The organism is Gluconobacter sp., assembly GCF_047722525.1.
Taxonomy (GTDB): domain Bacteria; phylum Pseudomonadota; class Alphaproteobacteria; order Acetobacterales; family Acetobacteraceae; genus Gluconobacter.
Genome location: NZ_JBDNYY010000039.1, coordinates 1 through 12,373 on the forward strand (window position 1 = coordinate 1; position 12,373 = coordinate 12,373).

At 59.7% G+C, this 12,373-nt stretch carries 12 protein-coding genes and 2 pseudogenes; 9 read left to right on the forward strand and 5 right to left on the reverse strand.

Going from position 1 to position 12,373, the window contains the following annotated elements; all coding sequences use genetic code 11:
* Together ABF859_RS14685 and ABF859_RS14690 are read left to right on the forward strand one after the other, a co-directional pair.
* A pseudogene (locus ABF859_RS14685) lies at nt 1-436 on the forward strand (hypothetical protein); the annotation flags it as partial.
* A 166-nt stretch (nt 437-602) separates the two neighbouring features.
* On the forward strand, nt 603-1,685 hold the full coding sequence (locus ABF859_RS14690; protein ID WP_415528401.1) for an IS5 family transposase: 1,083 nt from the start codon (nt 603-605) through the stop codon (nt 1,683-1,685).
* A 68-nt stretch (nt 1,686-1,753) separates the two neighbouring features.
* Here the strand turns inward: ABF859_RS14690 and ABF859_RS14695 are convergent, their stop codons facing one another.
* Complete coding sequence (locus ABF859_RS14695) at nt 1,754-3,301, reverse strand: DUF4158 domain-containing protein (RefSeq protein WP_346006308.1); 1,548 nt, start codon at nt 3,299-3,301, stop codon at nt 1,754-1,756.
* Between the two features lie 136 nt (nt 3,302-3,437).
* Here ABF859_RS14695 and ABF859_RS14700 point away from each other — a divergent pair, with 136 nt between their 5' ends.
* The 3 genes from ABF859_RS14700 (at nt 3,438) to ABF859_RS14710 (ending at nt 4,508) form a co-directional block, all read left to right on the forward strand.
* A complete protein-coding gene (locus ABF859_RS14700) occupies nt 3,438-4,007 on the forward strand; it encodes a recombinase family protein (protein ID WP_211504810.1) in 570 nt (189 codons plus the stop codon).
* Between the two features lie 44 nt (nt 4,008-4,051).
* Complete coding sequence (locus tag ABF859_RS14705) at nt 4,052-4,273, forward strand: FitA-like ribbon-helix-helix domain-containing protein (RefSeq protein WP_408874441.1); 222 nt, start codon at nt 4,052-4,054, stop codon at nt 4,271-4,273.
* 64 nt (nt 4,274-4,337) lie between these two features.
* Complete coding sequence (locus ABF859_RS14710; protein WP_346006310.1) at nt 4,338-4,508, forward strand: hypothetical protein; 171 nt, start codon at nt 4,338-4,340, stop codon at nt 4,506-4,508.
* A gap of 332 nt (nt 4,509-4,840) precedes the next feature.
* Here the strand turns inward: ABF859_RS14710 and ABF859_RS14715 are convergent, their stop codons facing one another.
* From ABF859_RS14715 to ABF859_RS14730, 4 genes are all read right to left on the reverse strand, one after another.
* Nucleotides 4,841-5,770 (reverse strand): MurR/RpiR family transcriptional regulator, encoded by a 930-nt coding sequence (locus tag ABF859_RS14715; RefSeq protein ID WP_052427258.1) that lies wholly within the window; start codon nt 5,768-5,770, stop codon nt 4,841-4,843.
* Between the two features lie 229 nt (nt 5,771-5,999).
* Nucleotides 6,000-6,878, reverse strand: a complete 879-nt coding sequence (locus tag ABF859_RS14720; protein WP_346006316.1) for an SMP-30/gluconolactonase/LRE family protein — start codon at nt 6,876-6,878, stop codon at nt 6,000-6,002.
* 13 nt (nt 6,879-6,891) lie between these two features.
* Nucleotides 6,892-7,629: an ABC transporter permease gene (locus ABF859_RS14725; RefSeq protein WP_045543282.1), complete on the reverse strand. Its 738-nt coding sequence runs from the start codon at nt 7,627-7,629 to the stop codon at nt 6,892-6,894.
* On the reverse strand, nt 7,626-8,381 hold the full coding sequence (locus tag ABF859_RS14730) for an ABC transporter permease (RefSeq protein ID WP_045543281.1): 756 nt from the start codon (nt 8,379-8,381) through the stop codon (nt 7,626-7,628). Before ABF859_RS14730 ends, ABF859_RS14725 begins: the two co-directional genes overlap by 4 nt.
* A 359-nt stretch (nt 8,382-8,740) precedes the next feature.
* On the opposite strand from ABF859_RS14730, the gene ABF859_RS14735 reads away from it, so the two are divergent.
* From ABF859_RS14735 to ABF859_RS14750, 4 genes and pseudogenes are all read left to right on the forward strand, one after another.
* Complete coding sequence (locus tag ABF859_RS14735; protein ID WP_346006311.1) at nt 8,741-9,763, forward strand: ABC transporter substrate-binding protein; 1,023 nt, start codon at nt 8,741-8,743, stop codon at nt 9,761-9,763.
* Between the two features lies 1 nt (nt 9,764).
* The gene (locus ABF859_RS14740; protein ID WP_346006312.1) at nt 9,765-11,156 is read left to right on the forward strand and encodes an amidohydrolase; all 1,392 of its coding nucleotides are present in this window, start codon (nt 9,765-9,767) and stop codon (nt 11,154-11,156) included.
* Nucleotides 11,156-11,938, forward strand: a complete 783-nt coding sequence (locus ABF859_RS14745) for an ABC transporter ATP-binding protein (protein WP_045543278.1) — start codon at nt 11,156-11,158, stop codon at nt 11,936-11,938. Before ABF859_RS14740 ends, ABF859_RS14745 begins: the two co-directional genes overlap by 1 nt.
* A gap of 158 nt (nt 11,939-12,096) precedes the next feature.
* Nucleotides 12,097-12,373, forward strand: a pseudogene (locus ABF859_RS14750) (IS481 family transposase); the annotation flags it as partial.

Below are 12,373 nucleotides of genomic sequence, written 5' to 3' on the forward strand. Positions count from 1 at the left end.
TCAGCCGCTTCTGGTGAATGTCGATCCGCTTGAAGTGAGTCCGGACGGGAAATGGTTGTATTTCGGGCCGCTTGAAGGGCCGTGGTCCCGCATCCCGACAGCACTGCTTGATGATCCTGATGTGTCATCAACTGATCTGTCTGCGGCTGTTCAGCCATGGGCAGATTTACCTCCAATTGGGGGCAGCGCCATGGATACTGCAGGAAACCTTTACTTCACCAATCTGAAGGATGACGGTGTCTATCGAAGGGACGTTTCCGGGCAGATCAAGAGACTGCTCTCTGATTCACGTCTGCACTGGGCGGATGCACCTTGCCTTGCTCCGGACGGTCGTCTCTGGCTGCCCGTCGCGCAACTGGATCGTCTTTCGATGTTACATCAGGGACAATTCCGCATCATACATCCGTTTTTGCTGGTATCTATCGATCTTCGATGACCATCAAACGCCATGATAATCGCCTGCGGGATGTTTTCTCTCGTGCAAAGGTACTCGCGAAGTCGCTGTGCTTTGGCGGACATCGTCACCTGGAGGGTTCGAAAAACCCTCTGGTTTTGAGACTCTCTGTGTGATTCCATCACTCCTGCATTGATTGACGGAATGGATGATGAAGCAGTCTGGTTTCTTTGATGTTGAAGAGCGGCTTGCTCGGCTGAGCGGGCTTGGCGATCAGCTTGAGGCATTTTCCCGGACTGTGGATTTTGAGGTGTTCCGCCCTGATCTGGAGAAGGCTCTGGCCTATTCAGATGGAAGCAAGGGCGGGCGACCGCCATTTGATCCGGTGTTGATGTTCAAGATCCTGGTGATCCAGACGCTCAACAATTTGTCTGATGAGCGGACAGAGTATCTCATCAACGATCGCCTCTCCTTTATGCGTTTCCTTGGTCTGGGACTTTCAGATCGGGTGCCCGATGCCAAAACAATCTGGCTGTTCCGTGAACGCCTGACACAGGCGGGGGCCATTGAAAGACTGTTTGAGCGCTTTGATGCGACCCTGCGCAGCGCTGGTTATCTGCCGATGTCAGGCCAGATCCTGGATGCCACGCTCGTAGCGGCTCCGAAGCAGCGCAATACCAACGCTGAGAAAGCGGATCTCCGGGCAGGACGTATTCCTGAAGACTGGCAGGACAAGCCATCCAAATTGTCCCACAAGGATCGCCATGCGCGCTGGACGCTGAAGTTCACGAAAGCGAAGCGGCAGGATGATGGAACCATGCCGTCGAGTGATCTCGCCATCCCGTTCTTTGGATACAAATCCCACATTTCCATCGACCGGAAGTTTCGGTTCATCCGGAAATGGAAGACGACGGATGCCGCCGCCAATGATGGCGCGCGATTGAGAGAAGGGCTGCTGGATAAAACCAATACGGCCTCAGGCGTCTGGGCGGATACCGCCTATCGCTCCAAAGCCAATGAAGACTTCATGGAAAAGCAGGGTTTTGTCTCAAAGGTTCACAGGAAGAAGCCGCATCTCAAACCTATGCCTCGGCATATCCAGAAATCGAATGCCGGAAAGTCCGTGATCCGATCCCGTGTTGAGCACGTCTTTGCCGATCAGAAATCGCAAATGGGTCTGTTCGTCCGAACTGTCGGTATCACCCGGGCCACCATGAGGATCGGCCTGGCCAATATCGTCTATAATATGCGCCGCTTCCTCTTCCTGGAGCGGATCAGCGCGAATGCATAGCAATCCAGCGGGTGGCGGCACTCGATCTGCTCAAAACGCAGATCGAAAACGAACCCAAAAGTAGTCAATCAAATCACCACAAGCCTGAAATCACCAGCCAAGCGTATCAATAAAGGGTTCTTCGATCCTTCCACCTCTGCGGAGGAGAGCATATAGCTGTCGAACTTGCGGTAGTTGGCGGAGCGTTCAACCCAGATGTCGCCGGAGCGCCATTTATTACGCAGGTGCGCCAGAACCCCGGTTTCCCATAACCGGCGATCAGGTTTTCCGCCGCCCGCCCTGACCAGAGTCCGCCATTCCTTGCGGAACGGCATCGGCGCGTCTGGTGGTACATCGCGGCTTCCCGAACGATTCATCTCGCGCAACGTGTTCAACGCCGCGATCGTCGAGGCGCTCCCCCGCCCTGCCTTGAAATCGATTGCCTCAAGGAAAAGCGGCGCGAATTTGCGCAGCCGGCTCCACTGGTCCGCCGCCCGGACGAGCGGACTCTCCGCGGTCAGGTCGGCTATCTGCCGGGCCTGACCGCGTGCGCGAAGCAGCTTGTCCCAGCCCACCGCCGCATCAACTGCGGCAAAGCCTTCCATCCCGATTTCCTGTGCCTCAGCCAAGGCGGCAACGGTCTGGTCAAACAGGCGCATGATATGCCCCACGTCGCGCGTGGTCTCGGCATAGCTCCTTTTCTGCTTGTTGTTCCCGCGCGTGAAGCTGCCACCGATGATGCGATCGGCGATGTCGAGCACAGCGTCGGTCAGTCGTGTTTCCAGGTCCAGAATCATCGCCGCCAGCGTCGCTCGCCGACGAGATGGCGTATAACGTCCGATGAGTTGCACGGACGAGGCACGCCCTTCTCGGATAAGCTGTCGCAACCGATCAGCATGAATAGCGTTCCCGATGGTGACGGGTAGCTCGATAGCGCGCAAGTAGGCCAATCGATCAAGTAGCCCACGCACATTGTCCGGCGTTGGCACAGTAGCGATTTCGCGCAACCAGGCGAGCGACGTCACTCCGGTTTTCGGATCGACGATCAACGTGGCGTCGAGTTTGGCCAGGCTTTCGACAGACACGTACGCGAGCAGTGCGTCGTAAGTGCGTTTCCGAGCGCGGGCGCGCCCCGCAATTCCAGCGCGTTCGATAACCGATTGTGATGGTAGCGTGATGCCATCTGCACGCAGCACTTCCATGATGCCGCTTACAATTGGCAAGCCGCGATCGGTTGACCAGGCGGCTTTCGCTCCAGCCTCAATCAGCAATGGCAAGTCGGCATTGGTCGGACCACGAAGCCCGAGAGCGTCTCCGACTTCGCGGGCATGGACCGACGCGGTCGCGGGTCGCAAGGCGTAGTTGTCGAACGCCCATGCGGGCACATCGATCTGTTCCGCCATAAACGCGACGAGGTGTTCGGGCGCGCTGCCTTCGAGCGTAAATCCAAAACCCGGATGGCGCATCAGCGCGAGTTGCACAGCGAAGCCGAGACGGTTTTCGTCACCCCGTCGCATAACAACCAGTGCGAGGTCTCGCGGCGATAATATATAGTGTCGCGCCAGATCCTCGCGCGTATCGGGCACGCTGAACAGCGCGTGGCGTTCGCTATCGGTCAGGAGATCGCGTCGTGCCATGATAAATCCGTCCACAAATGGGTAAGAAGAACTGTGGACTTAAGGTATTATTGAGACGTAGTCTCTGGACGGGTTTAGGGTCTGCGGTGCGTCTACGCCTCAGACGTCCACAGACCGAGCGGTTGGGAGACGGTGGATGAGCGGCATTCTGGGGTATGCGCGGGTAAGCACCAGTGATCAGGATGTTGCCGGGCAGGCCATGCGGCTCGAACAGGCTGGCGCGATAAAGGTGTTTACCGACGTGCGCTCGGGCAAGTCGATGGACCGCCCAGGCCTTGACGAGTTGCTTGCTTACGCCCGTGCCGGGGATACGTTGGCGGTAGTGCGCCTTGATCGGCTTGGTCGATCGCTTGGCGAGCTGTTGAAAATTGTGACGGAATTGAAAGAGCGTGGTGTCGCCCTGCTCAGCCTGGAAGAAAAAATCGACACCTCGTCGGCGGCGGGCGAACTTGTGTTTCACGTGTTCGGATCGATCGCGCATTTCGAAAGACGATTGATCGCCGAACGGACCAAGGACGGCATCGCCGCCGCGCGCGCCAAGGGAAAATTGCCAGGACGCCGACCACTCGACCCGAAAAAGGCGAACGCTGCGCTCAAGCTTGTAGAAGCGGGGGTATCACCCACCGAAGCCGCACGGCAACTCGGCCTCGGTCGCGCTACAGTCTACCGTGAAATGGCTCTCGCAGGCGTAAGGCGATCCGCTTGAGGGCGGGCTCAGGGTCCATCTTCCCTTAACGCAATTCAGAATATATCCGATGCGATGGCCTCCACAGGCTCCGTCTGCGCGCAACACGGCATGGACGCTCTATGGAGGAAGAGGTGCGCGATATCCTGTGCTCGGCTCTTTCCACTGAAGTGTCCCAAGGCGTAGATGCCGGTCAGGCCATTTATCAGCGTTTTGCCAGGCTGGACGGGGTAGACCTGCCTCCCGTGTCCCGTGAGGCCATCAGGGACATGGATTTCGGGGGGTGATCGTTCTCGACACCAACATCCTCTCCTAACTGATGCGCTCCGGGCCTGACGGGGCGGTGCTGGCGTGGATGTCCCGTCAGTTGGTGATTTCCATTATCTGTCAGGCGTGGAAGCCGTAACCACCAACGCCTATCAGACGACGGCGGCCAATGGTCAGACAGTCGCGCAGAACTCGCCAGCCTATTACGTCGCCAGTACCTCTGCTGCGATGGTGACGGTGTCGACAGGTTTCTGAAGCCAGAGGACGGAAAGCCTGAACAGGATCAGGCTTTCCGTCCGGCACGGGAATATATTTGGTTCGATTGATATTTATGCGCATGGATCAGGAAGACATTGCTTCCGGGCATAAGAACATGCAGGACCGACAACAGGAAAATAGGTTGTCGTTTATATTTTGACTTCACCAGATTCACAGGCAGACCCTTCCGGGTCGTCTGTCTGTGAAATGTCCTGAAAACCTTATGAAAGTTTTGGTACAGCTGTTTTCACAAAGCGTCAGGACAGAATTCTGTTCTAAAAAAGCAGCTTCCACGGATATGAATATTGTATTGTGATGTAATCGTTTGTTTATTTCCGTGTCGTGGTCGTCCGCCTGGGGCTGCCGGAATTGCCGGGACGTGAATCCATATCGAGCCAACGCAGGATCGTGCGCGTGTACTTGTTGGCGGAATCCACCGCGCCGCGCGTGCTGTGGGCAACCGCCGCGCAAAGTGCCTCCATCATTGCCAGGACGCTTGCATCCGAATTGGCGGCGAACTGGCGCTCTGCCGTGACATACAGGACAAGATCGGTCAGGGCCGCCAGTGGTGAAGCCGGGCTGTCGGTAATCGCCATGACACGCGCGCCCTGTGCCCGCGCGTCCCGTGCGACCGTGATCGTGTCAGCCATATAACGGGGAAAGGCCACCGCAATGACCAGATCCCGGCTGCCATACCGGCGCACCCTGCGCGCAGCAGTAGCCCCGCCGCCCGTAATGCCAACGGAATCAATATTGCCACGGTAGATATCAAGGCCATTGGACAGCATGGCCGCAAGATGACTGCCATTCTCCATGCCAACCACATAAATGCGGTGTGCCGTAAGGATGGCCTGGACGGCATGACTGCAGCCCTCCGCGGACAGTCCGCGTATTGTCGCCTCGATATTGCGTACGTCTTCCTGCAGGGAGGCGGCCATGACTTCCAGCGCGTTCGAACGCCCATTCAGGTTCCTGATCAGGCGGTCAACCGGCACGAAAGCAGATTCAAAACTGCGGATCAGTTCCGCCCGGAATGCCGCATAGCCGGAAAATCCCAGCGCACGCGCCAGCCGGTTGGCGGTTGCGGTCGAAACACCGACATGGGCTGCAATGTCATGAATGCTCAGGCGTGCGGCGTTGATCGGCTCATCCACCACGAAATCGGCAAGATCCCTGAGCGCCTGCGTAAGATCCGGATAGACGCGGGCAATCCGTTCCGCCATGGGGCTGTGTGGTGGCAGGGATGTGGGTGGCTGCATTCGGCAGTATCCTGACTTGGCCTTATCATCATTTCATCCAGCCCCATTCCCTCCCGCAATGGATGGGACATGGCAGGCAGGGCGGACGCATACAGACGGTGAATACGCGCCTAGGGGATGTTTTCTGCAGCGCATTGCGCGTCGTGGCAACTCTCCTTCTTCATGAAACCCGGTTTCCGCACTGTAGTCGTTTTTTCCGCGCGACTTGCAAAATCATGGGGAAACAGGCTCAACCGGCAAAACGGGGTTCGGCCATGCCCGTCACGCCAAGGCCATGCACGGCAAACAGGGCCCCCCGCAGAGGGTGGTCGGCCACCGCGTCGGGCTGCAAGCCATGCGCCATGGATGTGACAAACAGGATGTCCAGTCCTGCCCCGCCAAAGGCAACGCTGGTCACACGCCGCACTGGCATCTGGATGACCCGGTCAATGGTGCCGTCGGGCTGGTAACGCACGATCTGCCCCGCGCCACAATGCGCGCTCCAGACACAGCCTTCGGCATCGACGCAGGCACCATCAAGCCTGCCGGTCCCGTCGCTCGGCAGGGTGACAAAGGGCCGCCCGCGCGACAGGGCGCCTTCAGCCGTGACGTAATCGTACACCATCATTTCGTTCGAATGGGTGTCGGAGAAATAGAAACGGCACCCATCGGGGCTCCAGCATGGCCCGTTACTGACACCAATCCCGCCACGCAGCCGGTGTAATGACAGGTCGGTATCAAGGCGGTACAGTGCGGCAAAACGATTTTCCGCCGCATCGACAACCATGGAGCCGAAGATAAACCGGCCCTGCCGGTCAACCTTGCCGTCATTCAGCGTCAGGTGCGCCCGGTCATGTCCGGGATCCACCACGCGGGTCAGGGCGCCGGTGTGGAAATCCAGCATGAAGACCCCCGTGCGCAATGCGACAACCGCCCCGCCCCCATGACGTAACGCCATTGAACCGATGCTGGCGGGAAAATCCCATGCCCGGATTTCCTGTCCATCGGCTGTCGCGCGAAACAGGCGCCTGCCAAGGCTGTCCACCCAGAAGATGCGCTGCGTATCGGCATCCCATAACGGATTTTCGCCCAGCGTTGTTTTCAGGTCAGCCACAACCGTGATGTGCATCACGTCCCCTTTCCTATCGCCAGCGCCGGGTTACGGCCCGTTCGGCATGCAGGGCCAGAAAGAAACAGCAGACCGACAGCACCATCGCCACAAGGCTGCACCCGAAGGCGCGTTCGGACCGGAATTCGGCTGTTGTAATACGGAACAGCGCACCCAGCCCCCCTGTCTGCATAAGATATTCGGCGGTCAGGCTCGCCAGGATCGCGGTCGGGGCCGCGATACGCAGGGCTGTCATACAGGATGGCACGGATGCTGGCAGTCGAAGCAGCAGCAGCCGTGCCCGCGCGCCAGCCCCGAACACGCTGAAGACATCCAGACTGCCCGCCGGAACCGACCGCAGTCCCGCGTGCATGTATACGAAGGCAGGCAGAAAACAGATGATGGCCACGATGATGATCAGCGTTGTCATGTGATACCCGAACAGGCGCGACAGAACAGGAATGATGGCCACAACCGGGATGGAAGACAGCATCATTGCAAGTGGCGTCAGCAGATATTCCATGACTGCGGAAAACTGGCACAGCAGCGCCAGCATGCCCCCCATCGCCAGTCCCGCCGTAAGGCCCGGAACGGCGACCAGCAGCGTCCCTGCCGCGGCGCGGCCATAAACCAGCGGGTTGGACGCCATATCCATGAGGACAGCCATGGGGTGCGGCATGACGATCTGGTTGACCCCGCTGGCCTGCACCCCGACCTGCCAGGCCAGCAGCAGCAGGCACGGCCCCCACCAGCGCGCAAGGAAACGTTTCATCGGTAATGCCGTCCCACGATACGTTCGACATAGCCAAGCAGGACAAAAATGATGAGTGACAGCCCACAGCACAGAATGACCGTGCTCCACAGCAGGGCGATCTGGAAGTTTTCCATCGCGCTGAGGATCAGCAGCCCAAGACCATGGGCGGAGCCGAACCATTCGCCCAGTATGGTGCCCAGGAAAGCCACTGGCACGGCCTGCCGCAATCCGGTTACCAGTGCCGGCAGGGCGGACGGGACATCAAGCAGCCACAGCCTGCGCAGGGGGGACGCGCCGAATATCTGGAACAGGTCCCTATGCGTTGGCGCGGCCGACTCAATCGCAGTACAGCCTGCGATGTAGGAGACGAAAAAGACCCCGATCGCGGCGATGGCCGTCCCGGCCCAGACAGGGGACAGCACGGCCATGAACAGCGGCCCCAGCGCGATCATGGGTATGGCATGGATAACGCTTGCCAGCCGGTCCAGCCCGGCCCGGGAAAAAGGCAGGAGATGCCCGAACAGCGCGGCTGCAAGCCCCCCTGCCTGCCCGATGCCATATCCCCATGCCGCTGTCGAAAGCGTTGCCAGACTTGCACGGATATAGAGATGCCGGCGGTATGGCACCGTAAGGCTGGCGATGACACTGCTCAGTGGCGGAAAGGTCGGGCCAAGCAGTTTTGCATTCCCGATAACCTGCCACAGGACCAGGATAACCGCGAACCCGACGGCCGCAGTGATGGCTGCGCGGAAGTGGGTGACGTATTTCATGCTGTCGCACCGTGGCGATGTATCGGGGCATGTCCGTGGCGGGATCGCAGGATCGTGTGGCCTGCGCCATCACCCCTGTGTTTCGTTCCCGTGCTACGCTTCCGTGAATACTGGACGGGCATGTCGCACCCTCCCCCTCAGGATATGAACAGTCGGCGGGAAAACGTGGCAATGCGTGGCGTGGCCTGCATTGGAATCATAACTCCCAAGAAACGATGATAGCGACCTGCATCCATCATGTCAGTAACATAATTTACACGTTGACGCTCATTTAGAAAATAAAGTAACATTTTTCCATCAGGAAGAAAATTGCGTGACATGTTTCGGGGCAGGCCGGGACAGCATACGGGGGGCATGGCATGAAATGGCATCGAAGATCGTTCCTCGCCAGCCTTGCCCTGTGCTGTGCTGCGGCACCCGGTTCCACACGGGCAGCCGAAACCCGGTCCCTGCCGGTTGTCAGGCTGAAGCTCGGCTGGATTGCCAATGTCCAGTACGCAGGCGAATGGATTGCCCTTGATCGCGGGTTTTTCCGTGATCAGGGGCTGGATGTCACATGGACAGCGGGCGGCCCCAATGCGCCAGACCCGGCCGTCATGCTGGCGGCGGGACGGGCCGACCTGTCCTACATGTCATGGCTGCCGTTTCTGGATGCGGTCGCACGTGGCAATGACCTTGTGATACTCGGCACCGAAATGCCCCGCAATCCGCTCGGGGTCATTTCACTGCCCGCCCACCCCGTGCGTGTGCCGCGCGACCTGCTTGGCCTGCGCATCCTTGCACAGGGCATTAACGAGACGACGTCAATCAATGCCGTGCTCGCCATTGCGGGCCTGCCCCGGCAATGGACCTTCGTCCCGGCCGGTTTTGCCCCCGATCCGCTGCTTGACGGGCAGGGCGACGCGTTCGTGGGGTTCGATACCAACCAGAAGCTCATGCTTGAAATGATGGGCCTGAAACAGGACAGGGACTTCATTTTCACGAATTTCGCCGATCTGGGATTCGTCACCCCTGCCGCCCTTCTGGTGACGACCCGCGCCTACCTTACGCAGAACCGGCCCCGCGTCGTGGCCTTCCTGCGTGCGTTGATACAGGGGTGGACCTTCAACGAAACCGATCCCGCGGTCGCTGCCCGTCTGGTGGTTGAAAAATATGGCGAGGATTACGGCTTCGACCTTGACCAGCAGATCCTGCAGAACAGGAGCCAGATCCCCTTCACCCATTATCGCGGCATGCCGTCGCGCCCGCTTCTCTCCCTCGATCGGGACATGATGGTCGGGCCGATGTATGCCGCCGCCCGCGCGGCGGGGCGCACGGCCCTGCCCGATATCGACCGGATTGCCGATTTCACGGTTGTTCCCGAAGCCTTTAAAGGAATTTGACATGGCGCTTCCCTCTCAGGCGGATATCGTCATCCATGGATGCGATATCGTAACAATGAACGATGCCGGGGACGTCATTCGTGATGGCGTCATCGTCATAAGCAACGGCCGGCTGGCGCATGTCGGTCCCCGGACCGATATTGGCGACATTGCCGCCACGACCATGATTGACGGACGGGGCCGGATCGCCATGCCCGGCATGATTGATGCGCATGTCCATACCGCGCAGCAGCTGTTGCGCGGCAAGCTGGCTGAGATGAGCCGCCTCGGCCCGCTGCGCAACCCGCCATGGAAAAACTATTATGTTCCGTTCGAGGCCCTTCTCGATCCCGAAGACATCTATCTGAGCGGCCTGCTGGCCTATGCCAACATGATCATGTGCGGCACGACCTGTTTTGCCGAAGCCGGTGGCCCCCACCCTGATGAAATGGCCCGGGCGGCGGTTGAAACCGGCATTCGCGGTTTTGTCGCCCTGACGACATCGGACCTGAACACCAGTTTTGCAGGAAGGGACATGCCGCCATCAATGATGATGACGACGGACGAGGCGCTGGCCAGGAACATCGCCCTGGTTGAACGGTGGCGCGATCACGCCCGGGTCAGGGCCTGGATGTCGCTGCGCCAGATCATCGTGTGCAGTCCCACGCTGATCGCAGGCATGGCGGATGCGGCCCGCGCCCACGGCGTAAAAATCCATACCCATCTGGCTGAAGGCACGTATGAGGTGGATTACGCGCTGGAACAGCACGGCAAGCGCCCCACCGAATACCTGAACGACCTTGGCGCGCTTGGGCCACACCTGCACTGCGCCCATTCGGTCATCCTGTCTGCCGAGGAAGTTGACCTTTACGCCACGCACCGGATGTCTGCCTGCCACTGCGCCTTTGGCAATTACGGGATCGGCGTGCCCCGCCTGCAGGAAATGTGGCGGCGCGGGGTGGATATCGGAATGGGAACCGATGGCGCGGCCTCGGCCTTTACGCTCGACCTCTTTCAGGTCGCCCATGCCGCACGGGTCGGTCAGGCCGCGGCCATTGGCCATGCCTATCACCAGCGTGTTCCCATGTCCGGGGAAGACCTGCTCAGGATCGCGACACGTGGCGGCGCGCGCGCCGTGGGAATGGGGGACGAACTGGGCTGTCTGGAGGTCGGGCGCCGTGCGGACCTGATCCTGGTGGAGACATCCGACCTTGATCACATGGGGTCGATGGACCCGCTTTTCCTTGCAGCGCATTGCGTGGTCGGGCGGGATGTGCGCGATGTCATTATCGACGGCGCGGTGGTGATGCGTGACCGCAGGCTGCTCAACATCGATATTGAGGCCCTGCGCGCAAGGGTGAATGAACGCAGGGCAAGGATCATGGAAAGGTTTGACGCGATGGTCCAGTGCTGATGCAGCGCGTCCCGGCAATCGAGCTGAGCCATGTCTCCAAGACGTTCCAGCTGAATGACGGCCGGAACATTCTGGTGCTGGACGACATTTCCCTTGCCATCCGGGAAGGTGAATTCGTCGCGCTGCTGGGGCCGAGCGGTTGCGGGAAAAGCACGATCCTGCGCCTGATCGCGGCACTGGACACGCCCGGCGCGGGACAGATCCGGGTGGAAGGTGTGGCGCCTGCCGAACTGTCGCGCGCCCATCGTCTGGGTGTCGCTTTTCAGGATGCGGCCCTGCTGCCGTGGCTGTCGATCGCGGCGAACATCAGCCTGCCCTTCCGCCTGGCCGGGCATCCGGTCGATCAGGCACGGGTGGACGACCTGATCCGGCGGGTCGGGCTGGCGGATTTTGCCCATGCACGACCCGGCCAGCTTTCCGGCGGCATGCGCCAGCGCGCGGCCATTGCGCGTGCGCTGGTGCTTTCGCCAGAAGTCCTGCTGCTGGATGAACCCTTTGGCGCGCTGGATGCCGTCACGCGCCGCAGCATGAACCTTGAGCTCATGCGGCTGTGGAGCACGCAGCAGATCACCACCCTGCTGATCACGCATGATGTCGCGGAGGCCCTGTTCCTTGCGGATCGTATCATCGTGCTCAGGCCCCGCCCCGGCCGCATCGCCCACGAGGTTGACGTCCCCTTCCCCCGGCCACGCGACGCCACGATCATGCGCACGGAGCAGTTTCATTCCATGGCGGATACACTGACAAACATGCTTGCCGATGGTTTTGATGAACAGGCATGACCAGCTTCTGACGTGACAGGCAGGCTTTCTGGAACATGGAACGTTTCCGGGTGTTGCCGTTTTTGGGGTCACGGCACGATCTGTTAAAAATTGCACGCTAGGTGTTTAGTCCCGGGATTTGATGGGGTATTAATTTCACGCGGGTGGAAGGAAGCCTTATGGGACAGATACGTCATGGGAGCGCCACGACCACGCACGCCGTGCGAGCGGCAATACAGCGATCGCAGGCTTCGCTCGCGACGCTGAGCAAGGAGTTCGGGATCAACCCGAAAACAGTTGCAAAATGGCGAAAGCGTCAAACGGTTGAGGATCAGAAGACAGGTTCTAAAGAGCCGCGCTCAACGGTCCTGTCCGAGACGGACGAAGCGATGATTGTGGCGTTTCGCCGGCATACTTTACTGCCGCTGGATGACTGCCTTTATGCCCTGCAGGCCA

Excerpts from the sequence above, each read along its gene's own strand:
- ABF859_RS14690 (WP_415528401.1), top strand. The coding sequence starts at position 603 with ATGATGAAGCAGTCTGGTTTCTTTGATGTTGAAGAGCGGCTTGCTCGG.
- ABF859_RS14695 (WP_346006308.1), bottom strand. The coding sequence starts at position 3,301 with ATGGCACGACGCGATCTCCTGACCGATAGCGAACGCCACGCGCTGTTC.
- ABF859_RS14700 (WP_211504810.1), top strand. The coding sequence starts at position 3,438 with ATGAGCGGCATTCTGGGGTATGCGCGGGTAAGCACCAGTGATCAGGAT.
- ABF859_RS14715 (WP_052427258.1), bottom strand. The coding sequence starts at position 5,770 with ATGCAGCCACCCACATCCCTGCCACCACACAGCCCCATGGCGGAACGG.
- ABF859_RS14720 (WP_346006316.1), bottom strand. The coding sequence starts at position 6,878 with ATGCACATCACGGTTGTGGCTGACCTGAAAACAACGCTGGGCGAAAAT.
- ABF859_RS14725 (WP_045543282.1), bottom strand. The coding sequence starts at position 7,629 with ATGAAACGTTTCCTTGCGCGCTGGTGGGGGCCGTGCCTGCTGCTGCTG.
- ABF859_RS14730 (WP_045543281.1), bottom strand. The coding sequence starts at position 8,381 with ATGAAATACGTCACCCACTTCCGCGCAGCCATCACTGCGGCCGTCGGG.
- ABF859_RS14735 (WP_346006311.1), top strand. The coding sequence starts at position 8,741 with ATGAAATGGCATCGAAGATCGTTCCTCGCCAGCCTTGCCCTGTGCTGT.
- ABF859_RS14740 (WP_346006312.1), top strand. The coding sequence starts at position 9,765 with ATGGCGCTTCCCTCTCAGGCGGATATCGTCATCCATGGATGCGATATC.
- ABF859_RS14745 (WP_045543278.1), top strand. The coding sequence starts at position 11,156 with ATGCAGCGCGTCCCGGCAATCGAGCTGAGCCATGTCTCCAAGACGTTC.